Consider the following 26,750-nt stretch of genomic DNA (forward strand, 5'->3'; position numbering starts at 1 on the left):
CTATCCTCGTCAGCGGTCCATCAGCCGTTGTAAGGAAGAAGCTTGGCCCCGACCGGAACCTTCGGATCGGTGGCGTTCTCGGTCACGACATAGTCAAGCGGGAACTTCGATCCTTCCTTGGCGGCGACCCACTGCGTGCCGATGATCGGCCCGGGCGAGACATTGGCCACGGGTCCGCTGGTGAAGTCGACCTTGCCAATCATGGTTTCGGTCTTGAGCGTGCTCAGCGCCTTCGCCACCGCCGCCTTGTCCTTGGCGTCGGTGCTCGCCTTCAAGGCCTCGAAGCCGGCATCGAGCAGCGACATCGAGGCGCCGAGTTGTTGTGTCCACTGCTTGCCGCTCGCCGCCTCATAGCCGTCGGCCAGTTCGATCCCCGAAACGCCCGTCAGCGGCGATCTGTAGGGGAAGGCCTTGTGCCAGTAGGCGGCGCTCGAAATCTTCATGCCGAGGTCGCCGAGCGCCTCGATATCCGATGGGAACAGGCCGGTCTTTGCGACCTGGGCGATCTTGATCTGCCTGATCAGGCCCTGCTGCGCCGCCTGGCGCCAGAAGGCGGCGAAATCCGGCGGGATCGGGAAGGAGTTGAAGATCTCGACGCCTTCTTGCTTGAACAGCGCGATCTGCGAGGAATAGTCGGTGGTGCCGGTTTCGTAGGCGCCGGGATCGACGATGGTGAAACCCTGCTTGGCCAGCAGCGGCGCGAGATTGGCGCGGATGGCGTTGCCGTCGGCGTCGTTGGGATACATGACGCCAACCTTCTTGTTGGTCTCGATCAGGTTCCATTGCGAAATGTAGGTCTTGAAGAACTCGCCGACGCCGAAGCCGAAATGATAGGTCCATTTGAACGGCGAGGGCGCGCCGGGCTTCGCGCCACGGCCGAAATACCAGGCTTCCCACGGCATGACTGTCGATAGACACGGCACGCCGGCGGCTTCGCAGGCGTCGGCCACTGGATTGATCACCTCGGGCGTCGATACCGCCAGCATGAGGTCGATGGCCTGGTTGTTGATCAGGTCCTTGGCGAGTTGGCCGGCTCGTGACGGATCCGACTGCGTGTCCTGGTCGAGGATCTCGATGCTGTATTTCTTGCCGCCGATCTCGAGGCCGCCGGCCAGTGCCTTGCGGGCAAGGTCGAGCACGTAACCGTCGGTCTGGCCAAAGCCTGCCAGCGGCCCGGTGCGCGGGCTGACGAAGCCGACCTTGAGCGTGTCGCCTGTCTGGGCGAAGGCTCTCTTGCCGCCAAGCGCGAGTGCCGCGCCACCGGCGATCGAGGTGGCGATGAACTGGCGTCGCGACACGCCACGAATGATGGGCCTGCTGCCAATGGAATGGGTCATGCGTTTCCTCCCTCTGTGCTCCTCGGTCGGTACAGTGCACCTGCGGTTTGGTTCAGTAAAATGATATTTTGCGGTGTTTTATTAACTCCTGGGTTAGGAGACTCCGCGCCGCAGCCGAGCTCGGTTCGAACCGTCCTGGGGCTCATGCGCCAGGCCGTGCCGCCTCGCGAATGGTTTGCAGCAGGATCATGAAGGCGGGCGAGGGGGCGGTGTCGGTGCGCATCGTCAGGCCGACCGGTCCTTTGGTTTCGTCCGTGTCGACCGGCAGGGCGACGAAGGCGCGGCTTGCGAGCTCGTTGGCGACCACGCCGGCCGAGATGATCCACACCGCGTTGCTCTGCCGCATGAAGGAGCGGCCGAAGGAGTCCGAAACCGTCTCGATTTCCGTCGCCGGCGCAGTCATGCCATTGGTGATGAACAGGCGATCGACAAAGGGGCGGATGACGGATTCCCGAGTTGGCATCAGCACCGGGAATTCGTCGAGCCTCGCGAAGATGTCGGCTCCCGGTTCCAGCAACGGATGCCCGGCCCGCACCACGAACAGCACCTGCTCGGAGTAGAGGTGCTCGAAGAAGAACCCGGTCATGTTTTCGGGCGCCGCGAGCCGTCCGACAACGAGATCGAGCGCGCCGATGCGCAATTGCTCAAGCAGCACGGCGTTCTCGCCGGTGACGATCTTGATCGCCGCCCCGGTGTTTTCCCTGAGAAACAGGCTCATGGCTTGCGGCATGACCTTCGCCGACACTGTCGGCAGGGCGCCGATGCGGATCGGATGGCGGTTGACGGCGCCGTCCTGGCGAACGGAATCGACGCCGCGCTTCAACGCCGATATCGCCGAGCCGGCATGGTCCAGGAAGATTTCGCCAAGCCTTGTGACGCGAATGCCGCGCCCGTCACGCTCGACGACGGCCACGCCCAGCGCCTCCTCCAGTTCGCGCAGGGTCTTGGTCACCGCCGGCGCGCTGACATGCAGGAAGTCCGCGGCACGGGCCACGCTGCCCTGCCGTGCGACTTCTAGGAATGCTTGCAGATGACGAAACCGGATGCGGCTGTCGGGCATGAATTTGATAACCCTTGAGTTAATGAAATGGCGCAAAATATCATTTTACCGAACCAAACGCGGCGTGCAATGTGGAGATGGAGGATCGAACCCGTGCCATTCGTCACCATTGGCGGCATCACGCTGCACCACCGATATGTCGAGGCGAAAGGCAAGACGCCCCCGGTCGTGTTCATCAATTCGCTCGGCACCGATCTGCGGATATGGGATGAGGTCGTTACGATTCTGGCCGGTGAGATGCCTCTGCTCGTCTACGACAAGCGCGGTCACGGCCTTTCCGACAATGGCAACGGCGTCCGTTCGATTGACGACCATGTCGACGATCTCTGCGCCCTCGTAGACCATTTCGGTTTCGACAAGGTCGTGCTGTTCGGTCTGTCGGTCGGTGGCATGATCGCGCAGGGCTTCCATGCCCGCCATCCGAAACGTGTCGAGGGTCTGATCCTCAGCGACACCGCCCACAAGATCGGCACTGCCGAAAGCTGGAACAGCCGCATTGCGGCCGTGGAGCGCTTCGGCATCGACGCGATCGCCGACGGTGTGATGAAAGTGTGGTTCACGCAGGATTTCCATGCCGCCCGCGCCGCCGACCTTGCCGGTTGCCGCAACATGCTGACCAGGCAGGCGCTGCCCGGCTATATCGGGACATGCAAGGCTGTTCGCGACGCCGATTTCACCGAGAGCGCGCGCCGCATTGCCGTGCCGACGCTCTGCATCGCCGGCGATCAGGACGGTTCGACGCCTCCCGATCTTGTCCGCTCTCTGGCCGATCTGATCCCCGGCGCGCGTTTCGAGATCATCCGCAATGCCGGACATATTCCCTGCATCGAACAGCCGGAGGCGCTGGTCGCGCTGATCCGCGGTTTTGTCGCATCGCTTGCCCCTGGAGCAGAAACCCATGGATGAAGTCCCCGGCAACACAGCCAGATATCGGAAGGGTCTCGCCGTCCGACGGTCGGTGCTCGGCGACCGCCATGTCGACCGCGCCGAGGTCGGCGCCACCGATTTCGATCAACCGTTTCAGGAACTGATCACCGAGGCCGCCTGGGGAACGGTGTGGTCGCGACCGGGCTTCAGCAAACGCGAGCGCTCGATCGTCACCCTGGCGCTGCTGGCGGCGCTTGGCCATGATGAAGAGGTCGCCTTGCATCTGCGCGCAACCGCCAACACCGGCGCCACACGCGACGATATCTGCGAGACGTTCCTGCATGTCGCCATCTATGCCGGCGTGCCGGCTGCCAACCGGGCCTTCAGAATTGCCAAGGACGTGTTTTCGGAAATGGATGGAGCCAAGAATGCCTGAGTCCGGCTCGAACCGGGTGCCCGAGACCGGCGCTTTCTTCCAGCGCGACCGAACGTGGCACCCGCCGGCGCTGACGCCGGGCTACAAGAGCTCGGTATTGCGCTCGCCGCAGAAGGCGCTGCTGTCCTTCGACAACACGCTGTCGGAGATATCGGGCCCGGTGTTCGGCCATGCCATGCTCGGTGAACTGGACAACGACCTCATCCACAATTTCGCAAGGCCGGGCGAGAGCGCCATCGGCGAGCGCATCATCGTCCATGGGCGAGTGCTCGACGAACGCGGCCTCGGCGTTCCCGGCGTGCTGCTGGAGTTCTGGCAGGCTAATGCCGGTGGCCGTTACCGCCACAAGAAGGAGGGTTACCTGGCGCCGCTCGACCCGAATTTCGGCGGTTGTGGCCGCACCTTATCGGGTGAGGATGGCGGCTACGCCTTTCGCGCCGTCAAGCCCGGACCGTATCCCTGGCCGAACGGTCCCAATGACTGGCGTCCGGCGCATATCCATTTCTCGGTCTTCGGCCATGGCTTTGCACAGCGGTTGATCACGCAGATGTATTTCGAGGGCGACCCGCTGATCTGGAAATGCCCGATCGTGCGCGGCATCGCCGACAAGGCGGCCATAGAGGCGCTGACGGCCGTCCTCGACACGCAGGCGACCATCCCGATGGACGCGCTTGCCTACAAATTCGACATCGTGCTGCGCGGGCGCCGCTCCTCGCTGTTCGAAAACCGGATGGAGGGCAATTGATGGCCCAGTCGCTCGACCGGCTCAGGGAGAGCCCCTCGCAGACCGCCGGACCCTACGTCCATATCGGGCTGACGCCCAATTTCTGCGGCATCGGTGGTGTCTATTCCAGCGACCTCGGTGCAACAATGGTCAACGACAAGACCAAGGGCGAGCGCATCAAACTTCACATCCGGGTCCTCGACGGCACCGGCACACCGCTCAAGGATGCGCTGATCGAGATCTGGCAGGCGGACGCGGAGGGGCTCTACAATTCGCCCGCGGAATTGCGCGGTGCTGCCGATCCGAACTTTTCCGGCTGGGGCCGTTGCCCGACCGACATGGAGACCGGTCTCTGCGCATTCGAGACGGTCAAGCCAGGCCGGGTGCCTTTCCCAGATGGCCGCCCGATGGCGCCGCACATCACATTGTGGATCGTCGCGCGCGGCATCAATATCGGCCTGCATACGCGGCTTTATTTCTCCGACGAGAAAGAAGCCAATGCCGGGGATCCGATCCTGGCGCGCATCGAACACCGCGTCCGCGTGCCCACCCTGATCGCCGCGCGCCAAGGCGATACCTATGTCTTCGACGTCCATCTCCAGGGGGAGAAGGAAACGGTCTTCTTCGACAGCTAGGCGACCCGTGACATGACTGTCTCGCCCTTCGACCATCCGCTGCTTTCCGCGCTTCTTGGCGACCAGGAGGCGGCCCGGCATTTTTCCGTCGAGGCGGAAATCGAGGCGATGCTGGCGTTCGAGCGCGCGCTGGCGCAAGCCGAAGCCGAAAGCGGGGTCATAACCCAGGACGCGGCGTCGGCGATTACGGCGGTGCTGGCCTCGTTCCGGCCGGACACGGCCTTGCTGCGGTCCGCCGCCGCCAAGGATGGCGTCATTGTGCCGGAACTGGTGCGCCAGCTCAGGATGGCGGTTGGCGAACCGCATGGCGATAAAGTGCATTTCGGCGCCACGAGCCAGGATGTCATCGATACCGGCCTTGTGCTTCGGCTGAAGTCCGTCGTCGAGCATCTTGGCCTGCTCCTGACCGAGACGGTGTTGCGCCTCACCTCGCTCGATGAGCGTTTCGGGGGCAGGGCGCTGACGGGCATGACGCGCATGCAAAAGGCGATCTCGATCAGAGTGGCGGATCGCATCAGGGCGTGGCGGGCGCCGCTGCAGCGGCATCAGGAAAGACTGTCGGAACAGTCCAGGCGCCTGCTGGTGGTGCAGTTCGGCGGAGCTGCCGGCACGCTGGAAAAGTTTGGCGACAAGGGGCCAGCGGTGCGCGCTGCGCTTGCCGAAAAACTTGATCTTGCCGATGCGCCGCAATGGCATAGCCAGCGCGACGCGCTCGCCGATTTTGCCGGCTGGCTGTCGCTGCTGACCGGCAGCCTCGGCAAGTTCGGCCAGGACATCGCGCTGATGGCGCAGGGTGGCACCGACATCGCGCTGTCGGGTGGTGGCGGCTCGTCGGCCATGCCGCACAAGCAGAATCCGGTTAAGGCCGAGGCGCTGGTGGCGCTCGCCCGTTTCAACGCAACGCAGCTTTCCGGCATGCATCAGGCGCTGGTGCACGAGCAGGAGCGTTCGGGCGCGGCCTGGACGCTGGAATGGCTGCTGCTGCCGCAGATGGTGGTCGCAACCGCCGCATCGCTGCGCCTGGCGGCCGAGCTGGCCCGGCAGATCGAAAGTCTCGGCCACTGATGCGCACCCAGGTCGTCATCGTCGGCTCGGGCCCCTCCGGTCTGCTGCTTGGGCAGCTTCTGGCCGGCATCGGTGTCGAGACGGTCATTCTGGAACGCTCGAGCCGGGCGCATGTGCTTGGCCGTGTGCGAGCAGGGGTGCTCGAACAGGGTACCGTCGAACTGCTCGGAGAGGCCAGAGCGGCGGCGCGGCTGCATGCCGAAGGCCTACCGCATTCCGGCATCTCGCTGGCGTTCGACGGGCGTCTGCACCGCATCGATCTCGCGGCGCTCACCGGCGGCCAGCATGTCACCGTCTACGGCCAGACCGAGGTGACGCACGATCTGATGGACAAGCGCGAAGAGGCAGGGCTCGTCACCGTCTATGAAGCCTTGAATGTCGCACTGCATGACTTTGACGGTGACGCGCCTTTCGTCACCTACGAGAAGGACGGCATCACTCATCGCGTGGACTGCGATTTCGTCGCCGGCTGCGACGGCTATCACGGTGTCAGCCGCAAATCGGTGCCGGAGCGCGCGCTGAAAACCTTCGAGCGGCAGTATCCGTTTGGCTGGCTCGGCGTGCTGGCCGAAGTGCCGCCGGCCGATCATGAACTGATCTATGCCAATCACGAGCGGGGTTTTGCGCTGTGCTCGATGCGCTCGACACACCTCAGCCGCTACTATGTACAGTGCTCGCAGGACGATCGCGTCGAGGACTGGTCCGATGATCGCTTCTGGGACGAGTTGCGCCGCCGCTTGCCGGAGCAGACGGCGGCGGGCGTCACGACAGGGCCATCCTTCGAGAAGTCGATCGCGCCGCTGCGCTCCTTCGTTGCCGAGCCAATGCGCTTTGGCCGGCTTTTCCTGGTCGGCGACGCCGCCCACATCGTGCCACCGACCGGCGCCAAGGGCCTCAACCTCGCCGCCAGCGATGTGTGCTATCTCTTCAACGGGTTTCGGGAGTTCTATGAGGCCAAATCTCCAACAGGTCTCGACGCCTATTCCGGCAAGGCACTGGCGCGGGTCTGGAAAGCGGTGCGCTTTTCCTGGTGGATGACGACCATGCTGCACCGCTTTCCAGACACCGGCGAATTCGGCCAGCGCATCCAGGAGGCGGAACTCGACTATCTCGTGCATTCGCGCGCGGCATCGACCGCGCTCGCCGAGAACTATGTCGGCCTTCCATATTGAGGGCGGCTCGCCCTTGATGCCGGGCGGCATCGAACCGCCGGTATTCGCGTCGCATGATCCCGCATGACGTTGCACGTCATCTATAGCCCCTGTCGCGAGCGCATGCTGGAAGCGCAGAAGAAGCACCTGCCGACGTTCCAGGCGGTTCCGATTGCCACCGTCCGAGCAGGTTGCGCTCGACGTTCTCAGATGCGCCAGCACAACCGCCCCGCCAATGTCTTCGTCGCCGGCTTCATCGGCTCGCCGAAGATGAACATGCTGCCGGTGCGGGTTCTCTCGGCCGGTGGAGAGGGCGTTGCCGTTGCCCTGCCGGGCGGATCCAGCCTGGTCGTGCCGGTCGAGGCAGGAACGAATGCCGCGAACGCCGAGCTGCTGCTCGGCATCCGGCCCGAACATATCCGCATCGCCGATGCCGGCCAGTTCAAGGGTGAGGCCGTGCTGGCCGAACGGCTTGGCGGCCTGACCATCCTGCACGCCGATATTGGCGAGAAGGCAAGGCTTGTCGTGCAGACCGAAGGCACCGACATCACCCCGCTGCACAGCCCCATCGCCATGCAGGTCGATCCGTCCCACTGCCATCTCTTCGCCGCTGATGGCAAGGCGCTGGCGCCACTCGGCAAAGCCCGTGCCGCCTGACATCGTCAGCGCATGAAAAATGGCCGGAGGTATCGCTGCCTCCGGCCATTGCTTTCGCGTGCCGATCACTCGGCGGGAACGATATCAGCCGGCAGACTGTCGTCGGCTGTTCCGGCGAATGCCCTCGCGAGCTTCGCCTGATCGAGCTCGCCTTCCCAGCGCGCCACGACCAGCGTGGCGACGGCGTTGCCGACGAAGTTGGTCAGCGCCCGGCACTCCGACATGAAACGGTCGACGCCGAGGATCAGCGCCATGCCGGCGACGGGCACCGAGGGCACGACAGAAAGCGTCGCGGCAAGAGTAATGAAGCCGGCCCCGGTGATGCCGGCGGCGCCCTTCGAGGACAGCATCGCCACCAGAAGCAGCAGGATCTGGTCGCCGAAGGACAGGTGGATGTTCGTTGCCTGCGCGATGAACAGCGCCGCCAGCGTCATGTAGATGTTGGTGCCGTCGAGGTTGAAGGAATAGCCGGTCGGGATGACCAGCCCAACCACCGAGCGCTTGGCGCCGGCCTTTTCCATCTTCTCCATCAGCGAGGGGAGGGCTGCTTCCGACGAGGACGTGCCCAGCACCAGCAGCAGCTCTTCGTTGATGTAGCGGATGAGCGACAGGATGGAGAAGCCGTTATAGCGGCAGACCGCGCCCAGCACGACGAACACGAAAAGGAATGACGTCGCGTAGAAGGTGCCGACCAGCATGGCGAGATTGATGACCGAGCCGATGCCGTATTTGCCGATGGTGAAGGCCATGGCGCCGAAAGCCCCGATGGGGGCGGCCTTCATCAGCACGCTGACCAGCTTGAACATCGGCGCCATCAGCGCCTGCAGGAAATTGAGCACCGGCGCGCCCCTGTCGCCGACCAGCGCCAGCGCAATGCCGAACAGCACCGAGAAGAACAGCACCTGCAGGATATCGCCATCCGCGAAGGCGCCGACGATCGTGCCGGGAATGATGTTCATCAGGAAGCCGGTGACCGACTGGTCATGCGCCTTGGCGGCGTAGGTGTTGACGGTGGAGGCGTCGAGCGTCGCCGGGTCGATGTTGAAGCCGGCGCCCGGCTGCACGACATTGGCCACGACAAGGCCGATGATCAGCGCCAGTGTCGAGAAGGTGAGGAAGTAGAGCATCGCCTTGCCGGCGACGCGGCCGACCTTCTGCAGGTCGCTCATGCCGGCGATGCCGGTCGCAACCGTCAGGAAGATGACCGGGGCGATGATCATCTTGACCAGCTTGATGAAGGCGTCGCCGAGCGGCTTCATGCTCTCGCCGATCGACGGATAGTAGTGGCCGAGCAGGATGCCGACGGTGATCGCCACCAGCACCTGCACGTAGAGTTGGGCATAGAGGGGCTTGCGCTGCGCGGCAGGCGCGGCCGATTGGTCTGCGATGTGCATCGAACTCTCCCTGGCCGGATGGACGGCAAATGCACCGCCCTGCGTGACTTCTCCCATCGCGGCGTTCCGGTCGCCCGCCGCTAGCCAGGACTTTTGCAAGCGGCGTGCCAGATCGGGGAAAGACCGGAATCCCGGGATTCCGGGCGTTGTTCAGCGTCCTTCGGCTGGTACGTGTGCGGATTTCCGCACAGGGATCGTTTGCCTGGGCGGAATTTCGCATTAGAGTGCGGACAGGGCCGTGAGGAAAGGAGCAGGCAGACGCCGCCAGCAGACACCAATAGTGGCTATCCAGGCCTTGCCGGTCGCGAAGTGCTGCGCGACGCGGTGGCGCGGCTGCGCGATGGCCGCTGGCTTGCCGCCGTCATCGCCCTCGCGATCCTTGCCGGCGCGATCGCCATTGCCGGACGCATCGCCGCCGGCCAGGCGGCCGGCGATCTGCGGGACGGCGCGCTCGCCGCCCTGCCGCTGGCGGCGGGCACCCTGACCGGCGAGATCGAAAAGCAGCGTCTGGTGCCGCTCGTGCTGGCGCGCGACGACGCGGTGCGCGACGCCTTGCGCCGGGCCGGAAAGACGGCAGAGACCGCTCTCAACGAAAAGCTGAAAGCCATTGCCGGCGATGCCTCGGCGTCCGCTATCTACGTCATCGATACGGCGGGCATCGCGATTGCCGCCAGCAATGCCGGCGAGCCGACGAGCTTCGTCGGTATCGACTACAATTTTCGGCATTATTTCCAGGAGGCGATGGCGAAGGGGGCTGCCAGCCAGTACGGCCTCGGCACGATCAGCGGCCGGCCCGGGCTCTACCTTGCCAGCCGCGTCGATGATGGCGGCAAGCCGCTGGGCGTCGCGGTGCTGAAGGTTGAACTCGACGGCGTGGAGGCCAATTGGCGCTCCAGTGGGTTCCTGGTTTTCGTCACCGACGAACGTGGCGTCGTGCTGGCCACCAGCCAGCCCGAATGGCGGTTTCATGCACTGGCGCCGCTGTCCGCCGAAGACGCCGCCGCCGCCCACGAGCAGCTGCAACTGGCCGATGCGGCCTTCGACCCGCTGCCGATACGGCGCGGCACCGGTGACGGCCTGGCGACGATCGACAGCCCCGGCAAGCCGCGTCAGTTCGTCGAGGTGGTGCAGGGTTTGGCCGGTGCGGTCCCTGGCTGGCGTCTCTGGCTGCTGACGCCGGCCGACGCCGCGCTCTCGGCCGCCGCCAACACGGCGCGCCTGACGACATTGCTGGGGCTGCTGCTGACCGGCTTGCTTGCCTACGTGCTCACCCGCCGCCGACGCACACGCCGGTTGCGGCAGGAAGCGCTGGCGCGGATGAACGCCGAGCTGGAAAGCCGGGTCTCCACGCGAACGGCCGAGCTGACGCGCTCCAACACCGCCCTTGCCGGCGAAATCGCCGAGCGTGAGAGCGCCGAAGCCAAGGTGCGCCGGCTGCGTGACGATCTCGCCCAGGCCAACCGGCTTTCGATTCTCGGTCAGATCGCGGCCGGCGTGGCGCATGAGATCAACCAGCCGCTCGCCGCGATCCGCACCTATGCCGAGAATGCCGGCCGGTTCCTCGACAGCGGGAAGAGCGAACCGGCGAGTGCCAATCTGACGTCGATCGTCTCGATGACCGAGCGCATCGGCGCGATCACCGGCACCTTGCGCACTTTTGCCCGCCGGCCGGGCACCGCCGCCTCGCCGCTGCCGGTGCGCGAAGCGATCGACGGGGCACTGTCGCTGCTGTCCGGCCGCATCCGCGATTCCGGTGTCACCATCGTCAAGCCGCGTGGCAACGCGTCGCCGATGGTGATGGCGAGCCGCATCCGGCTGGAGCAGATCCTGGTCAACCTGCTGCAGAACGCACTGGACGCGATGAAGAACCAACCCGACCCCCGCATCGAGATCGAGCTCGCCGAGCAGGACGACAGGATTCTGATCTCGGTGCGCGACAACGGTCCAGGTCTCGGGCCGGAAGCGGCCGCCAATCTGTTCATGCCCTTCCAGACCACCAAGGAGAAGGGGCTTGGCCTCGGACTGGTGATCTCGCAGGAGATCGCCCAGGAACTGGGCGGCACGCTGCGGCTCGACCCCGGCAGCGCGGCGGGCGCGTCCTTCACCGTCGATTTGAGGCGGATTGAATGACCGAGGGATCAGGGCTTGTGGCGCTCGTCGAAGACGATGCCGACCTGCTGCACGCCACCACGCAATTGCTCGAACTTGCCGGCTTCACGGTGGTCGCTCTTGATGCCGCCGAGGCGGCACTCGGTGTCGTCGACAGGGATTTCGACGGTGTGGTCGTCAGCGACATCCGCATGCCCGGCATGAACGGGTTGCAGCTGTTCGACCGCATCAAGGCGATAGACCCTGACATACCCGTGATCCTGGTCACCGGACATGGCGATGTCGATCTTGCGGTGGCCGCACTCAAGGATGGCGTCTATGATTTTATCCCAAAGCCCTATGCCGGTGACCGCCTCGTCGAAGCGCTGAGACGGGCGAGCGAGAAGCGGCGGCTGGTGATGGAGAACCGGCGGCTGCGCGAGGCCGCGGTGCTCGCCGCCGACGGCCTGCCGCTGATCGGCGAAGCGCCCGCCATCCGGCGCCTTCGCGAGACATTGCGCCAGATCGCCGACATGGATGTCGACGTGCTGGTGGAAGGGGAGACCGGAACCGGCAAGGAGGTGGTGGCGGACCTCCTGCACAGATGGGGCCGGCGGCGCGCGAAGCCCTTCGTGGCGCTGAATTGCGGGGCCCTGCCGGAGACCGTCATCGAAAGCGAGTTGTTCGGCCATGAAGCCGGCGCGTTCACCGGCGCGCAGCGGCGGCGGATCGGCCGCGTCGAGCACTCCAGCGGCGGCACGCTGTTCCTCGACGAAATCGAATCCATGCCGCCGGCCCTGCAGGTCAAGCTGCTGCGGGTGCTGGAGACACGCAGCCTCACCCCACTCGGTTCGAACGAGACCCGGCGCCTCGATCTCAGGGTCGTCGCGGCGACCAAGGTCGATCTCGGCCGGCCCGACCAACGTGGCGATTTCCGCGAGGATCTTTATTTCCGCCTCAACGTGGTGACGCTGCGCATCCCGCCACTGCGCGAGCGGCGCGGCGACATACCGATGCTGTTCGGGCATTTCCTCGGCAAGGCGGCGGAACGCTTCGGCCGCCCGGTCGCAGCGATGAACGCGGCGGTAAGCGATCATCTCCAGTCGCATGACTGGCCGGGCAATGTGCGGGAGCTCGCGCATTTCGCCGACCGTGTCGCGCTTGGCCTCGGACCTGACGACCAGGCAAGGGCAGCGCCCGCGCGGTTGCCGGCACCCTCGGCGGCCTTGCCCGAACGGGTCGGGCAATACGAGGCACAGCTCATCCGCGATGCACTGCGCGACCATGGCGGTGACGTGCGCGGCGCCATCGACGCGCTCGGCGTGCCGCGCAAGACGTTCTACGACAAGCTCAAACGCTACGGCATCGCCGCTGCCGAGTTTCGCAATGGCGGTGATCCGGACGCTCAATCTGTCCGAGAGCGGATATAGATATTGCGCGAGGGCATTGCGCTTCGTAACGCTTCATTCCTGCCCAGCCAAGCATTCCGGAAACAGCCATGAACACGACACTCGAAACAACGGCAAACCCCTTGCCGGAAGACCTCGCCTTTCTCGGCGAGCGCCTGACGGCCTTCAATGACGGCGATGTCGGCGCGTCGGAAAGGAAGGCGCTGGCCGTGTTCGTGCGCGACGAGCATGGCGCGGTCGTTGCCGGCATCTCCGGCTACACGGCCTGGGGCTGGCTCTACGTGCAATGGCTGTGGGTCGATGAAAGGCTGCGCGGCCAGCACATGGCCGGCAGGATGCTGGATGCTGCCGAGCAGGAAGCTGTGGCGCGCGGCTGCCGGAACGCCTGGATCGACACCTTCAGTCCCAACGCCTCCAGGGTCTACCAGCGCCAGGGCTATCAACCCTTCGGGACGCTGTCCGATTTCCCGGTCGGTCGCAGCCGCATCTTCCTGCAGAAGAAACTGTTGGCTGAGTGATCAGCCCGCCAGACGTCCGCCGCGCATCGGCTGCGGGGCTCCGGTTGTGCTTGGAAAACTGATCGGCAGGCCGCGCAGCACACGCACCGCCAGGAAGGCAAAACATTCGGCTTCCACCGCGTCGCCGCTCCAGCCGAGCTTCTCGGCCAGCACCACTTCGACACCGGCGCGGCTGGCGAGCATCGCCATCATCGTCGGGTTGTGACGGCCGCCGCCGCTGACCACCAATTTTTTCGGCCGGCTTGGCAAAAGGTCAAGCGCCTTGCCGACGGCGGCGGCGGTGAAGGCGGTGAGCAGCGCAGCGCCATCCTCGGCGCCCAGGCCGTCGGCCATCGCGGCGCCGAAGTCGAAACGGTCGAGCGATTTCGGATAGGGTTTGGTCAGATAGGGGTGCTGCAGCAGCTTGGCCAGCCTGGCCTCATCGACCGTTCCCGCGCGGCCAAGCGCGCCGTCGCGATCCATTTCGCCGAGCCCCTTCGACTTGATGAAATCGTTGAGCGGCGCGTTGGCGGGGCCGGTGTCGAAGGCAACGACATTGTCGGCGCCGTCCCACCAGGTGATGTTGGCAACGCCGCCGAGATTGAGCACCGCCACCTCGCCGCTGGCGCCGGCGCTGCGCATCAGCGCGGTGTGATAGGCGGCGGCCAAAGGCGCGCCTTGTCCGCCGGCGCGCATGTCGGCCGAGCGAAAGTCATAGGCGACCCTGGTACCCAGGATGGAATGCATCAACTCGCCATCGCCAAGCTGCCGTGTCTGGCCGAGCCGTCCGACCTGCGGCGCGCGATGCAGCACCGTCTGGCCGTGAAAGCCGACGACACCGATATCGGCCATCGTCATGCCATAGCCCTCGACCAATTCCTTCACCGCCGCCGACTGGGCACGCGTCAGCGCTTCCTCGGCCCTGCGGAAGATCACCGGTTCGGGTCCGACGAAATTCCAGGCCCGCGCTTCTTTCAGCGTGTCTTCCAGCAGGGAACGGATCGACGCGGGATAAGGCATCAGCCGGTAAGTGCCGAAATCGTCGATTCTTTCGCCGTCGGTTTTGATCAAAGCGACGTCGATGTTGCCGTCCAGCACGGTGCCGGTCATCAGGCCGACGGCCCAGATTGGTTCCATGATCGCTTCCTTAGTCGATGTTGATGAGATCGCCGACCGCTTGCCGAAGCTGGACGATTCCGCTGTCGAAATGACGTGTCGGATGGATCCGGTTGGTGAGCAAGGTCCACGCCTTGCCTTTGTCGAAGTCGATCCACAGGCCGGTGCCGGTAAAGCCGGTGTGGCCGATCGTTCCCGGGCTGCACAATGCGCCGCCCGACCAGCCTTCGTAAGGCCGCTCCCAGCCATGGGTGCGGGTGGCGGACACGGATGTTCGCATCAGCGCGATCGAGTGCTCGGATACGCCATCGCCATCCAGCAGCCCTTGCGCGAAATCGAGCACCGAAGCTGCCGTGCCGAACAGGCCGGCATGCCCCGCGCCCTGCAGCGCCGAACAATTGTCGTCGTGCACCTCGCCTGAGAGCACGCGATGGCGCCAGGTGCAGTCTTCGGTCGCGGCGGCGGCGTCCGACTCTGTTGACCAGGCAAAGCCTGGACCGGGTTCCAGGTCACGGATCGTTTTGCCCGACAGCCGTTCCAGCGCGAAGCCGAGCAGGATGAAATTGATATCGGAATAGACCGGGTCGCGAGCCCGCCATTCGCGCTGCAGGATGAAGGCGCGCAGCAGGTCGGGGTCGCGCCCATAAGTGTAGATCGGCTCGACGGCTGGAAAGGCCGTCTGGTGACCGAGGCACTGGCGGAACGTCACCGTCCGCTCCCAGGCTCCCGCATCGTACTGGCGCAGATCAGGCAGGACGGAGATCAGCGGCGCATCGAGATCGATGACACCGCTCTCCGCCAGCGCCAGGATGCGCGGCGTCGTGAAGATGACCTTGGTCAGGGATGCGAGGTCGAACCAGGTTTCGACGGTCATCGGCCGCTGCTTCGGCACGAGCTGCGCGGAGCCGATCGCCTTGGCGATGCGTTCGCCATTTCTGTCGACGATGCCAAGCATGCCGCCGGGAATGCGCTTGGTGACTACCGCGTCCGCTAGCGGTTGGAACGCGTGGTCGAAGAGATGGGCAAGGTTGGTCAATCCCGCCTCCTATTCGCAAGCTGGCGCTCCGTCCCACCCCCCTCTGTCCTGCCGGACATCTCCCCCGCAAGGGGGGAGATCAGATGTCGCCATCGCTTTCGCCAATCTCCTGCATTGTAAGGTGTGCGGGACGCTAGAACTGCCAATCTCCCTCCTTGTGGGGGAGATGGCCGGCAGGCCAGAGGGGGGTGCTGTCCCGCAAACATGTCTAAGTTTCCACCCTCACCATATGATCCCCGCCCAACAGCTCCCACTTCGCCGGCGCCGGCTCAAACCCCTGCGGGCGCACCAGCGAGGGCACCTGGCGTGTATCGATCTCGAAACGCTCGCGTCGGCGGTCGATGGTCGGAACGGCGGCGATCAGTTTCTTCGTATAGGAATGTTTCGGCTTCGACAGCACCGAGGTCGCGTCACCGATCTCGACGATCTGGCCGGCATAGATGACGGCGATCCGGTGGGCGATCCGCTCGACCACCGCCATGTCGTGCGAGATGAACAGATAGGCGAGCCCAAACTCGCGCTGCAGGTCGACCAGCAGCTCCAGCACCTTGGCCTGCACCGAAACATCGAGCGCCGACACCGCTTCATCGAGAACCACGACGGAAGGGTTGAGCATCAGCGCACGGGCGATGCACAGCCTCTGCCGCTGGCCGCCGGAGAATTCGTGGGGATAGCGCTGCAGGCTGTTTTTCGGCAGGCCGACGCGTTCGAGCAGGCTCGCCATCCTGGCACGCGTCTCGGTATCAACGCGACCACCGGTGGCGATCACCGGTTCGGCCAGGATGCTTTCGATGGTCAGTCTCGGGTTGAGCGAAGCGTAGGGGTTCTGGAACACCATCTGCACGGGCTTGGCGCTGCGCTCGGCCGAGGCCGTTCGCGTGCTGACCGAGAAGCTGCCCCGCGTCGACCGCACCAACCCAAGCACCGCCTTGGCTGTGGTGGATTTGCCCGAACCGCTTTCGCCGACGATGGCCAGTGTCTCACCCGGCATCAGGTCGAAGTCGACACCATCGACGGCGTGCACCGCGCCGGTGGCGCGGCTGAAGAAATTGCTCTTGAGCGGAAACCGCACCACGAGGCCGTCGACCGTCAAGGCCGGCTCCGTGCCTGCATCCTTGTCGCGCTGCCCGTCCGCGCGCGTCGCGCGGCCGTTGGCGAAATGCGGCACGGCGTGCAGCAAATGCTGCGTGTAGGGATGCCGCGGATTGTCGAGGATCTGGTTCAGCTCGCCCTGTTCGACGGCCTGTCCGTTCTGCATCACCATCATCTTGTCGGCGATGCCGGCGACCAGGCCGATATCATGGGTGATGAAGATCATCGACATGGCGCTTTCGCGCTTCAGTTCGGCCAGCAGCGCCATGATCTGCGCCTGCACGGTGACGTCGAGCGCGGTCGTCGGCTCATCCGCGATTAGCAGGCGTGGATTGCAGGCCAGCGCAATGGCGATCATCACCCTTTGCAGCATGCCGCCCGACAGCTGGTTGGGCGTGTATTTCAACCGCCGCGCGGCATCGGGAATGCGCACGCGGTCGAGCGCATCCCTGGCTGCCGCCGTGGCTTGCCGACCGGTCAGGCCGCGATGCAGCCGGAACGATTCCTCGATCTGCGAACCGATCGTCAGCACCGGATTGAGCGAGGTCATCGGTTCCTGGAAGATCATGCCGATCTCGGCGCCGCGAATGCCGGTCAATTGCGGCTCGGTCGCGCTCATCAGGTCGAATATGGTGCCGTTGGCCCGCTTCAGTTGCATCGAGCCGCCTGTGATGCGGCCGCCGCCGAAATCGATGAGCCGGTTGATCGACAGCGCGGTGACGGATTTGCCGGAACCGCTTTCGCCGACAATGGCCAGTGTCTCGCCGTCGGCGAGGTCGAAACTGACGCCGCGCACCACCTCGTTGGCCTGCGGATTGCGGCCGAAGCCGACGCGAAGGTCGCGGATAGACAGAAGCGGGGTCATGCCGGCGTCCTTCGCATCTTCGGGTCGAGTATATCGCGCAAGGCATCACCAAGCAGGTTGAAGCCGAGGATGCTGATCATGATCGTCAGGCCCGGGAAGATCATCAGCCAGGGCGCGGTTTCCATCAGGTTGCGGCTGTCGCTCAGCATCAGGCCGAGCGAGGCGGCCGGCGGCTGCGTGCCCAGACCCAGGAAGCTCAAGCCCGCCTCGGTGAGCAGCGCCCAGGCCAGCGCCAGCGTCACTTGTACCGTCAAGGGCGCCACCAGATTGAGCAGCAGGTGGCGCGTGACGATATAGCTCGAACTGCTGCCGAAGGTGCGCGCGGCATCGACGAATTCGCGGGCCTTGAGCGACAAAGCAGGGCCGCGCACGACGCGCGTGAAGATCGGCGTGTAGACGATGCCGATGGCAACGACGCTGGTCCATGTGCCGGGCCCGGCAACGGTGACGATGAGCAGCGCCAGCAGGATCGCCGGGAAGGCGAGCAGCACATCCATGATCCGCATCAGCACCCCGTCCCAGCGACGGCCGAGCCAGGCAGCCGCCAGCCCAAGCACGGTTCCGGCAAGGGCCGCGAAGGCGACCGAGAAGAAGGCGACCGTGAAGGATTGTCCGATGCCAGCCATCAGGCGGCTGGCCACATCGCGCCCGAACAGGTCGGTGCCCATCCAGTAGGCGGCGCTGGGCGCGTGCAGCCGGTCGATGCGGTATTGCGTAATCGGATTGTGCGGCGTCAGCCCTAGCAGCCCGAGGATCGCGACCACGAGATAGGCGCCGACGATGATGCCGCCGATGCGGCCGCTGCCATGGGCGAAAATGGCGCGCAGGATACGCATCATTGTTCGCCCAGCCGGATGCGCGGATCGAGCGCGACATAGGCGAGGTCGACCAGGAGATTGACGATCATGAAGTTGAGGGCGATGAACAGCACGCTTCCCTGCACCAGCGCGTAGTCGCGCTGCAGGATGGCATCGAGCACCATGCGTCCGAGACCGGGCAGGGCATAGATCTGCTCGACGATCACGGCGCCGCCCAGGAGATAGCCGAACTCGATGCCGCTCAGCGTCACGACCGGGATCAGCGCGTTGGGGAGCGCATGCCGCCAGATGACGCTGCGCGCCGGTGCGCCCTTGCTGCGCGCGGTGCGCACATAATCGTCGCTCAACACGTCGAGCATCGCCGAGCGCGATATGCGCGTGACTGACGCGGCGAAAGCGAAGCCGAGCGTGATTGCCGGCAGGATCAGCTGGCTGAGATTGCGCAGCGGATCCTGCCGGAGCGGCGCGAATTCGCCCATTGCAGGTAACACGCCGAAGCCGGCCGACAGCGTGTAGATGATCAAGAGGCCAAGCACGAAGCTCGGCGTCGACTGGCCGATCATGGCGACGATGCGCACCCCGAGATCGGAAGGCTTCTCATTGTGCGTGGCGGCGTAGATCCCGGCCGGCAGGCCGACGGCCAGCGCGATGATCATCGACAGGAGGGCCAGCTCCAGCGTCAGCGGGAAACGCTCGAGGATGACGTCGAGGACCGGCCTGCCATAGGTGACGGAGATGCCGAAATTGCCGTGCAGGATCCCGCCGATCCAGCGCCAGTACTGGACGAACCAGGGCTGGTCGATGCCGAAATAGGCGGCAAGCGAGTCCCGCTGCGCCGGCGTCAGCAGGCCGGCTTCGGTACCCAGCATCGCCGTGATCGAATCGCCCGGTACCATTCGGATCGCGACGAAGACCAGGATGGATACGCCAAGCAGGACGAGAGGAAACGCCGCCAGTCGTCGCATCAGATAGTTCACGCGAAGAAGTCCTCTCGTCTAGAGCATGATGCCGAAAAGTGTGAAGCGGTCTTCGGACGACATCATGCTCTATCTTTTGATCTAGAGGCGGATTCAGATTTCAGGTCGATTCGACCTGAAATCATCCGACTCTAGGGCCTGCGGCGGCTACTGCTGGATGGTAACCTCGCTCAGGCTGAACAGCGTGCCCGTCGGCGTCGGCACGAAGCCTGCAATGTTCTTCTGCTGGGCCGTGTAGCTGTAGGATGTGTAGAGCCATATCCACGGCGACACTTCGGCGAGGTGCTTCTCGAACTCGGCGAAGATCGCCTTGCGTTTCGCCGGGTCGGTCTCGGCGCGGCCCTTCTGCATCAGGTTGTCGAGCGTGTCGTCGATGTAGTTCGCCACCTTCTGCAGATTGCCCGTCTTGGTCCAGTAGCGGTTGTACATTGTGTAGGGGTCGGCACGGCCGCCATTGAGCGCGATCGCCATGTCGAAATCGCCCTTCAGCCAGGCGTCGACATAGACATTGAGCTCCATCATCTTGATGTCCAGCTTGACGCCGATTTCGGCGAGCTGCGACTGGATGACCTGGGCTTCCGCCGCGGCCGTCGGCGGTTCGCCGGTGGCACCGATCACGGTCGCCGAAAATCCGTTGGCAAAGCCGGCCTCGGCCATCAGCTTCTTGGCCTTTTCGACGTCACGCTTGTAGCAGAACAACTGGCTCGGATCGGTCGCCAGCGCCGGGATGGTCAGCGGTCCGGTGACCTTGCCCTCGCCGAGCGAAGCGGTGTCCAGCACCTCCTGCCGGTCGATGGCGCAGGAGATCGCCTGGCGCACCTTGAGCTCGGTCATCGGCTTGCGCGACGGGTTGAGCTGTAGGACGTGATAGGCCAGCACCGGCACGCGGTTGAGCTGCAGGCTGGGTTCCTTTGGCACCAGCGTGGCGACGAGCGGGTCATTGAGCAGCGCGAAATCGACTTGCTTGGTGCGCATGGCGGCCAGGATCGCCGCCTCGTCGGGCAGCACGCTGATCTCGATACCGTCGACGCCGGTCGCGCCGCCCGCCCACTCCTTGTTGGCGCTCAAGACTTCCTTTGCGTTGGGGTCCCATTTGTCGAGCTTGAAGGGTCCCGAGCCGATCGCCTTGGTGCCAATCGAGCCGGCCTTGATTTCAGCCGCCGGAACGATGGCCGCGTTGACGTCGCTCATCGCCGTCAGGATCGGCACGTCTGGCTGCGACAAATGGAAGACGACGGTCGTCGGGTCAGGTGTATCGATGCTGGCGATCGACAGGAAATTCGCACGGGCGGCCGCACCCGTCTTCTCGTCGAGGATGCGCTCGAAGGAGGCCTTGACGTCGGCCGAGGTGACCGCTGTGCCGTCCTGGAATTTCGCCTTGGGGTCGAGTTTGAAGGTCAGTTCCTTGCCATCCTTAGAGAATTCCCAGGACGTGGCGATGGCGGGAACGATCTGTAGGCTGGCGTCGACCCGCACCAGCGGCTCATAGATCAGTTCCAGGAGCCGCAGCGACGAAAAGGCCGTCTGCTTGTGCGGGTCAAGCCCGGTGGCGTCCTGCGACCACGCCATATGCAGCGTCGCCGCCTGCGGCGAAACCGTCGCGATGCCGAGCATCGCCGCCACGGCGAAGCCCGACAGCAATGTTCTTGTGAAGTGCCTTACCATTTTTTCGTCTCCCATTATGGTTTTGAACTCGATGCCTTGCAGTTTCCGCCGAGTGCTTCCAAGAGACACATGCTTTGGAGTATCGGCCCAGTCTATGCGGCTTCACGCCGTCTTGTCTCATGCGCCATCATGCCGTCATGTCGGTGATTGCTTTTCGCAGGAATCCCCCAGCCTTGCCGAGCGCCGCCCGCGCCTCCTCGACGCCCATGCCGGTGATCGTCACCAGGATGGCCAGCTTGACGTCGTTTCCGGTCTGGTCGAGAGCGTGCCGTGCCTGAGGCGCAGTGCAGCCGGTCGTCTGCATGACCATCCTGATTGCCCTGGCCACCAGCTTCTTGTTGGAAGGGTTGAGGTCGACCATCAGGTTCTGGAAACTCTTGCCGATGCGGATCATCGAGGCGGTGGTCAGCATGTTGAGCACCAGCTTCTGCGCGGTCCCCGATTTCAGCCGTGTCGAGCCGGTAAGCACTTCAGGACCGACGACCGGCGAGATGGCGATGTCGGCGATCCCGGCAATGGTCGATGCCGGATTGCACGAAAGGGCGACCGTGGTAGCGCCCATCTGCTTGGCATAGTTCAGCCCGCCGATGACGTAGGGTGTGCGCCCGCTGACCGCGATGCCGACCACCACGTCGTCCGGTGCGAGCTCGATCTCCCGCAGCGCCTGTGCGCCCATCTTCGGATCGTCCTCGGCGCCTTCGATCGACCGCACCAGCGCGTCGGAACCACCGGCGATGAGGCCGACAACCATGCCTTCCGGCACGCGGAAGGTCGGCGGGCATTCCGAAGCATCGAGAACCCCGAGCCGCCCGCTGGTGCCGGCACCGATGTAGATCAGCCGCGCGCGCTTCTGGAAGGCAAGCACGATGCGGTCGACCGCGGCCGCGATTTCCGGCAGCACCTTTTCGACAGCCGACGGGACAACCCTGTCCTCGTCATTGATCTTGCGCAGGACGTCCAGGGTAGGCAGCAGGTCGATGTCGACAGTCCTCGGGTTCCGGCCTTCGGAAACCAGCCGGTCCAGCTCGGACATCAACCCTTGTTCAGTCATCTCGGTGCTTTCAAATCGCCGCGCGGCCGGGCGTCGAATATGGATCTTCGGCCGGTGCCGGTGCACACGGATGAATCAATCCGCCTGTCGCCATTCAGTCTCTGTTGTTAACTTTTTAGAATTCGATATTCGCACCGTCAACAGATTTTTGGAATATTTTATTCCTCACCCTACTAAGCCTACCGTGTGCAGAGTGACCGCTTGGCAAGAATGATCGCGCCGGATACGGCGTCGCCGTCAGCGGGCTTGAGGCGGCGCCGGACATCGGGAGAGAGCCAGGGTTCGAGCGGGCTGGCGAGGCCGCCCAGCAAGGTCACGCGCGGCGCGCCTTTCTCGAACAGCACCCGCACCAGCGTGTCGATCTGCTCGGCGGCCCCTTGCACGATGCGCCGTCCGACAGGATCGCCTTGGTCGGCGTGGCGCATCACCATGGGCGCCAGCGCCGCGTAATCGGTGGCGCTGGCGCGGTCCATCCAGGCGACGGCTTCCATCGGGTCACCCTCGAAGCGCTGCATCACTTCCGCCAGCAGCGCCGTCCGCTCGTGCCGGCCGTCATGCGCGCGCAACGCCAGTTGCACGGCCTTCAGCCCAAGGTCGGCACCGCTGCCCTCGTCGGAGATCGGAAATCCGTAGCCGCCGGCGCGCAGGTCGCGGCCTTCGACAAAGCCGAGGCCGATCGAACCGGTGCCGGCAATCACGATGGCGCCGTCGAGGCCGGAATGCGCGCCAAGGCAGGCGCCGACGCCGTCGCTGACGAAATCGATGCTGGCAAAGGGATGCGCGATCGCCCGCAACGCCTCCAGCGCACCCTTGCGGCCGATGCCGGCAAGGCCGATGCCGGCGCGGATCCGGGCGGTTTCGGCCGGGCCGAATCCTGTCTCCTCGATCGCCGCGCCGAACGCCTTTGCAACGGAGGCCCAGGCCGCGTCGATGCCGAGCCGCGTTGTCGCCGGGCCGGACAGACCCTGTCCCAGCACGATGCCCTCTCTATCCTCGATGCGGGCCCGGCAGCCGGTGCCGCCGCCGTCGACGCCGAGGAAATAAATCGCGCCGCTCATGCGCCCAGCCGCTCTATGTCGGCGCCGCACAGACGCAGCTTGCGGTCCAGTTGTTCATAGCCGCGGTCGAGATGATAGACGCGGTTGATGGTTGTCTCGCCCTCGGCGATCAGCGCCGCCAGCACCAGCGACACCGAAGCGCGCAGGTCGGTGGCCATCACCTGCGCGCCGTGCAGTTTCGCGCCGCCGCGCACCAGCGCCGTCGTGCCCTGCAGCTTGATGTTGGCGCCGAGCCGCATCAGTTCAGGAACATGCATGAAGCGGTTCTCGAAGATGGTTTCGCGCAGCAGCGACGCGCCGTCCGCGCAACACATCAGCGCCATGAACTGCGCCTGCAGGTCGGTTGGAAAACCCGGATAAGGTTCCGTCGTGAGGTCGGCGGCCCTGAGCGGCCGCTCGCGCGACACGATGAGCCCGCGATCGCCGGGCCAGACGCTCACGCCCGTGGCCTCCAGCAATTGCACGACAGAGGCCATGTGCTCCAGCCGGGCATGGGTGAGTTCCAACTGCCCGCCGGTGATCGCCGCGGCGATGGCATAGGTGCCGGCCTCGATGCGGTCCGGGATAATGTCATGCCTGGCGGCATGCCAGCCTTTGTCGCCCGCGATCAGGATGCGGTGCGTGCCGGCGCCTTCGATGCGCGCGCCCATGGCGTTGAGGCAGGCCGCGAGATCGGCCACCTCCGGTTCGCGCGCGGCGTTGAGGATCTCGGTTTCTCCCTTGGCGGTGGTCGCGGCCATCATGGCGGTTTCCGTTGCCCCGACCGATGGCGAGCTCAAGACGATGCGCGTGCCGGTCAGCCCGTTCGGTGTCGAGGCGACGATCAAGCCATTCTCGATGGCGATCCGGGCGCCGAGTGCCGCGAGCGCGGCGACATGCATATCGACCGGCCGCGCGCCGATCGCGCAGCCGCCCGGCAGCGAAACCCGGGCATGGCCGAAACGGGCAAGCAGCGGCGCCAGCACCAGCACCGTCGCCCGCATCTTCCGCACCGTGTCGTAGGACGTCTCCTTGGAAACGGCGGCCCTGGTATCGATCGTCGCGGCATGCGGCGACCGCGTCACGTCGGCACCGTGAAGCCGCACCACGCCGAGCATGTTCTCGACGTCGGTCACTTCCGGCAGGTTGGTCAGTTCGAGCGGGTAGGGGCTGAGCAGGGCGGCCGCGATCTGCGGCAAGGCGGCATTCTTGGCGCCGGAGATCGTTACCGCGCCTTGTAGTCTTTGTCCGCCGACGATCCGCAGTCTGTCCATGGCTGATACCTTGTGTAGCGTATCCGGGCGGCCGTCCGGCTCGCTTTCGGGAGCCCGTCTCGAATCCCGAGCTTTCGCCTGTCCAGTCGGAGAATTAATTCTGCGTTCTTGGCTGTCAATCGGAATTGGAATAATTTATTCCTCTGAAGTCGAGCACCGGAGCACCAGATCAAGGGGATGGAGCATGATGTCGTCCGAAAACCGCTTCACACTTTTCGGCATCATGCTCTAGAGGGTCCATGTCCGTTCTGAAGAAAATCAATGCGAAGCTCGACGGCATGTCGCCTGGCGATCGTGAGATCGGCCAGTACATCGTCGACAATCCCGACCAGATGTTGCGGCTGTCGACGGCCGCCCTCGCGGCCGAGATCGGCCGCAGCCAGTCAAGTGTGGTCAAGTTCAGCCAGAAGCTCGGCTATGCCAGCTACCAGGAGCTCAAGCTCGCCGTCAGCGAGGCCAAGGCGCGGGACTGGCAGGTGCCGGCCGGCGTCATCCACGGTTCCATCGAGGTCGGCGACGGTTTTCCGGTCATCCTGAAGAAGCTGATCGGCAGCAAGCTTCTGTCGATGCAGCAGACCATCGCCGCCAACAGCGAGCGCATCATCTCCCGGACGCTGGAACTGCTGGATGGCGCGCGTCGCATCCATCTGGTCGGCGTCGGCGCCTCCTCTCTGGTGGCACGCGATTTCTCCTACAAGCTGATGAAGCTCGGCCGCAATGTCGTGTATGACAGCGACAGCCACATCCAGATGGCCAATGTCTCGACCCTTGGCGAGGGCGACGTGCTGTTCGCGCTGTCCTATTCCGGCGCCAGCATCGAAACTTTGCGCATCGCCGAGCTTGCCCGCAAGCGCGGCACGATGGTGATCGCCGTCACCGGCCTTCAGGACAATCCGCTGAGCCGCGTCGCCGACATCCGCCTTTACACCATCGCCGATGAAGAGCGTGCGCGCTCCTCCTCCATCACCGCGCGCGACGCGCAGCTGACGCTGACGGACCTGCTGTTCATCCTGCTGGTGCAGAGGCAGCCGGACGCCAACGACTATGTCCACAACAGCGAAGCGGCGGTCTCGGTGCTGAAGGCCGAGCGATCGCCGTAAGGCCCTCAGACGCTTTCGAGATAGGTCTCGATCTCGAAGTCGCTGACATTGAGGGCGAACGTGTTCAACTCCTGACGTTTGCAGGCGATGAAGGAGTCGCGCAGGATCGCCGGGAAAATTTCCGCCACATGCGCCCCGCCTTCGAAGGCTGCGATCGCGGAAGCCCAGTCCGGCGGCAACTTCGCCGGTGGAAGGCCTTGGCCATCGCTTCCGGTCGGCTCGCCTGGCGACATCTGCCTTTCGATGCCGATCAGCGCCGCGCCCAGTATGGCGGCAAGGACGAGATAGGGATTGGCGTCCGCGCCCGACACGCGGTGCTCGATGCGCCGCGCTCCGGTCGGGCCGCCGGGAATGCGGATTGCGACCATGCGGTTCTCGTAGCCCCAGGCGACCGCGGTCGGCGCATAGGATCGCGGGCGCAGCCTGCGGTAGGAATTGAAGTGCGGCGCGAATACCAATGTGCTCTCGGCCATCGCCGCCAGCAGCCCGCCGACGGCGTGGCGCATGATGTCGGAGCCTTGGTCGGTGCCGTCGTCGAACACATTGCGCCCTTCGGCGTCGATCAGGCTGAAATGGACATGGAAGCCGTTGCCGGCCCGGTCGCCATAGGGCTTGGCCATGAAACAGGCGGCAAAACCGTGCTTGCGCGCAATGCCCTTGACCGTGCGCTTGAACAACACCGCGTCGTCGGCCGCCCGCAGGGCATCGGCGACATGGTTCAGGTTGATCTCGAACTGGCCGACGCCGTTCTCGGCGATCGCCGTGTCGACGGGAATGCCTTGCGCCCGGCAGGCTTCGTAGACGTCGTGGATGAAGGCTTCGAAATCGTCGATCTCGTCGATCGACAGCGCGGCGTCGGAATCGAGCCGGCGCCCGGTGACCGGTGAGACGGGCCCGACCGGCCGCTGCGATTGCGGGTCGACCAGATAGAATTCGAGTTCCGTCGCCGCCACGGGGGTGAGGCCGAGCGCCTTGTAGCGGCCGAGGATGCGGGCCAGCGCCCGCCGGGGGTCACCGAGATAGGGCGCGCCACTTTCGTCGGCGAGCCAGAGCGGGACCAGCGCGGTCGGATGCGCCGTCCAGTCCACCGGCAGGATGCCGCGTCCCGTCCAGTGGCAAAGTCCGTCGGCATCGCCGGTCGAGAACACCAGCGTGTTGCCTTCGATGTCCTCGCCCCAGATGTCGAGGCCGATCAGCGAGTAAGGCATGCGCAGCTTGCCTTCCAGCGCCTTCCGGGCCTGCTCCACAGGGATGCGTTTCCCCCGCATGACGCCGTTGAGATCGCACACCGCCGCCCTCAGGCTCTGGATGTCGTTCCTGCTTTCAAGCCAGCTCAGGACGTCCGCAATTGCATCGCTCAATTTCCAACCTCTGGTTTTCGAAGGTGCCCAAGCCTGGC

At 64.9% G+C, this 26,750-nt stretch carries 24 protein-coding genes; 11 read left to right on the forward strand and 13 right to left on the reverse strand.

What is annotated here, in order from left to right; genetic code table 11:
- Positions 1-20: 20 nt before the first annotated feature.
- The gene (locus FJW03_RS02680) at positions 21-1,337 is read right to left on the reverse strand and encodes an ABC transporter substrate-binding protein (protein WP_140607380.1); all 1,317 of its coding nucleotides are present in this window, start codon (positions 1,335-1,337) and stop codon (positions 21-23) included.
- A 142-nt stretch (positions 1,338-1,479) separates the two neighbouring features.
- Positions 1,480-2,397, reverse strand: a complete 918-nt coding sequence (gene pcaQ / locus FJW03_RS02685; RefSeq protein WP_140760547.1) for a pca operon transcription factor PcaQ — start codon at positions 2,395-2,397, stop codon at positions 1,480-1,482.
- Between the two features lie 93 nt (positions 2,398-2,490).
- Between pcaQ and pcaD the strand changes: the two genes are divergently transcribed.
- From pcaD to FJW03_RS02720, 7 genes are all read left to right on the forward strand, one after another.
- Positions 2,491-3,303 carry a 3-oxoadipate enol-lactonase gene (pcaD, locus tag FJW03_RS02690; protein ID WP_140760549.1) on the forward strand — a complete coding sequence of 271 codons (813 nt, stop codon included), beginning with the start codon at positions 2,491-2,493 and terminating at the stop codon, positions 3,301-3,303.
- Positions 3,296-3,700, forward strand: coding sequence for a 4-carboxymuconolactone decarboxylase (gene pcaC, locus FJW03_RS02695; RefSeq protein ID WP_140696515.1), 405 nt, complete (start codon positions 3,296-3,298; stop codon positions 3,698-3,700). The genes pcaD and pcaC overlap by 8 nt, the downstream gene beginning before the upstream one ends.
- Positions 3,693-4,445, forward strand: a complete 753-nt coding sequence (gene pcaH / locus FJW03_RS02700) for a protocatechuate 3,4-dioxygenase subunit beta (RefSeq protein ID WP_140760551.1) — start codon at positions 3,693-3,695, stop codon at positions 4,443-4,445. Before pcaC ends, pcaH begins: the two co-directional genes overlap by 8 nt.
- Entirely contained in the window at positions 4,445-5,059 is a 615-nt protein-coding gene (gene pcaG / locus FJW03_RS02705) for a protocatechuate 3,4-dioxygenase subunit alpha (protein ID WP_140760554.1), read from the forward strand. Before pcaH ends, pcaG begins: the two co-directional genes overlap by 1 nt.
- A 12-nt stretch (positions 5,060-5,071) precedes the next feature.
- Complete coding sequence (locus FJW03_RS02710; protein ID WP_140760556.1) at positions 5,072-6,124, forward strand: 3-carboxy-cis,cis-muconate cycloisomerase; 1,053 nt, start codon at positions 5,072-5,074, stop codon at positions 6,122-6,124.
- Positions 6,124-7,296 carry a 4-hydroxybenzoate 3-monooxygenase gene (pobA, locus tag FJW03_RS02715; protein WP_140760558.1) on the forward strand — a complete coding sequence of 391 codons (1,173 nt, stop codon included), beginning with the start codon at positions 6,124-6,126 and terminating at the stop codon, positions 7,294-7,296. Before FJW03_RS02710 ends, pobA begins: the two co-directional genes overlap by 1 nt.
- Before the next feature lie 63 nt (positions 7,297-7,359).
- Positions 7,360-7,932, forward strand: a complete 573-nt coding sequence (locus FJW03_RS02720; protein ID WP_140760560.1) for a TOBE domain-containing protein — start codon at positions 7,360-7,362, stop codon at positions 7,930-7,932.
- Positions 7,933-7,997: 65 nt separating this feature from the next.
- On the opposite strand, the gene FJW03_RS02725 is transcribed toward FJW03_RS02720, so the two are convergent.
- The gene (locus FJW03_RS02725) at positions 7,998-9,326 is read right to left on the reverse strand and encodes a dicarboxylate/amino acid:cation symporter (protein ID WP_140760562.1); all 1,329 of its coding nucleotides are present in this window, start codon (positions 9,324-9,326) and stop codon (positions 7,998-8,000) included.
- A gap of 309 nt (positions 9,327-9,635) precedes the next feature.
- Here FJW03_RS02725 and FJW03_RS02730 point away from each other — a divergent pair, with 309 nt between their 5' ends.
- The 3 genes from FJW03_RS02730 (at position 9,636) to FJW03_RS02740 (ending at position 13,341) form a co-directional block, all read left to right on the forward strand.
- Entirely contained in the window at positions 9,636-11,456 is a 1,821-nt protein-coding gene (locus FJW03_RS02730; RefSeq protein WP_140607370.1) for a sensor histidine kinase, read from the forward strand.
- Positions 11,453-12,844, forward strand: a complete 1,392-nt coding sequence (locus tag FJW03_RS02735; protein WP_140760564.1) for a sigma-54-dependent transcriptional regulator — start codon at positions 11,453-11,455, stop codon at positions 12,842-12,844. The genes FJW03_RS02730 and FJW03_RS02735 overlap by 4 nt, the downstream gene beginning before the upstream one ends.
- Before the next feature lie 68 nt (positions 12,845-12,912).
- Positions 12,913-13,341 (forward strand): GNAT family N-acetyltransferase, encoded by a 429-nt coding sequence (locus FJW03_RS02740; protein WP_140607368.1) that lies wholly within the window; start codon positions 12,913-12,915, stop codon positions 13,339-13,341.
- Here the strand turns inward: FJW03_RS02740 and FJW03_RS02745 are convergent, their stop codons facing one another.
- From FJW03_RS02745 to murA, 9 genes are all read right to left on the reverse strand, one after another.
- Complete coding sequence (locus FJW03_RS02745) at positions 13,342-14,457, reverse strand: anhydro-N-acetylmuramic acid kinase (RefSeq protein ID WP_140760567.1); 1,116 nt, start codon at positions 14,455-14,457, stop codon at positions 13,342-13,344. It abuts the gene before it with no gap.
- A 10-nt stretch (positions 14,458-14,467) separates the two neighbouring features.
- Positions 14,468-15,472, reverse strand: a complete 1,005-nt coding sequence (locus FJW03_RS02750; RefSeq protein WP_140760569.1) for a serine hydrolase domain-containing protein — start codon at positions 15,470-15,472, stop codon at positions 14,468-14,470.
- Positions 15,473-15,680: 208 nt separating this feature from the next.
- Entirely contained in the window at positions 15,681-17,429 is a 1,749-nt protein-coding gene (locus FJW03_RS02755) for an ABC transporter ATP-binding protein (protein ID WP_140760571.1), read from the reverse strand.
- Positions 17,426-18,265 carry an ABC transporter permease gene (locus tag FJW03_RS02760; protein ID WP_140760826.1) on the reverse strand — a complete coding sequence of 280 codons (840 nt, stop codon included), beginning with the start codon at positions 18,263-18,265 and terminating at the stop codon, positions 17,426-17,428. The genes FJW03_RS02755 and FJW03_RS02760 overlap by 4 nt, the downstream gene beginning before the upstream one ends.
- Complete coding sequence (locus tag FJW03_RS02765) at positions 18,265-19,224, reverse strand: ABC transporter permease (RefSeq protein WP_140760573.1); 960 nt, start codon at positions 19,222-19,224, stop codon at positions 18,265-18,267. The genes FJW03_RS02760 and FJW03_RS02765 overlap by 1 nt, the downstream gene beginning before the upstream one ends.
- A 147-nt stretch (positions 19,225-19,371) precedes the next feature.
- Positions 19,372-20,889 carry an ABC transporter substrate-binding protein gene (locus FJW03_RS02770; protein WP_140760575.1) on the reverse strand — a complete coding sequence of 506 codons (1,518 nt, stop codon included), beginning with the start codon at positions 20,887-20,889 and terminating at the stop codon, positions 19,372-19,374.
- A 127-nt stretch (positions 20,890-21,016) separates the two neighbouring features.
- The gene (gene murQ / locus FJW03_RS02775) at positions 21,017-21,940 is read right to left on the reverse strand and encodes an N-acetylmuramic acid 6-phosphate etherase (protein WP_140760576.1); all 924 of its coding nucleotides are present in this window, start codon (positions 21,938-21,940) and stop codon (positions 21,017-21,019) included.
- A gap of 179 nt (positions 21,941-22,119) precedes the next feature.
- Positions 22,120-22,998 (reverse strand): N-acetylglucosamine kinase, encoded by an 879-nt coding sequence (locus tag FJW03_RS02780; protein ID WP_140760578.1) that lies wholly within the window; start codon positions 22,996-22,998, stop codon positions 22,120-22,122.
- Entirely contained in the window at positions 22,995-24,251 is a 1,257-nt protein-coding gene (murA, locus tag FJW03_RS02785) for a UDP-N-acetylglucosamine 1-carboxyvinyltransferase (protein ID WP_140760581.1), read from the reverse strand. Before murA ends, FJW03_RS02780 begins: the two co-directional genes overlap by 4 nt.
- A gap of 239 nt (positions 24,252-24,490) precedes the next feature.
- On the opposite strand from murA, the gene FJW03_RS02790 reads away from it, so the two are divergent.
- Positions 24,491-25,351 carry a MurR/RpiR family transcriptional regulator gene (locus FJW03_RS02790; RefSeq protein WP_140760583.1) on the forward strand — a complete coding sequence of 287 codons (861 nt, stop codon included), beginning with the start codon at positions 24,491-24,493 and terminating at the stop codon, positions 25,349-25,351.
- Between the two features lie 5 nt (positions 25,352-25,356).
- On the opposite strand, the gene FJW03_RS02795 is transcribed toward FJW03_RS02790, so the two are convergent.
- A complete protein-coding gene (locus FJW03_RS02795; protein WP_140760585.1) occupies positions 25,357-26,712 on the reverse strand; it encodes a glutamine synthetase family protein in 1,356 nt (451 codons plus the stop codon).
- Between the last annotated feature and the right edge of the window lie 38 nt (positions 26,713-26,750).

Source organism: Mesorhizobium sp. B4-1-4 (assembly GCF_006439395.2).
In the GTDB taxonomy this organism is placed as follows: domain Bacteria; phylum Pseudomonadota; class Alphaproteobacteria; order Rhizobiales; family Rhizobiaceae; genus Mesorhizobium.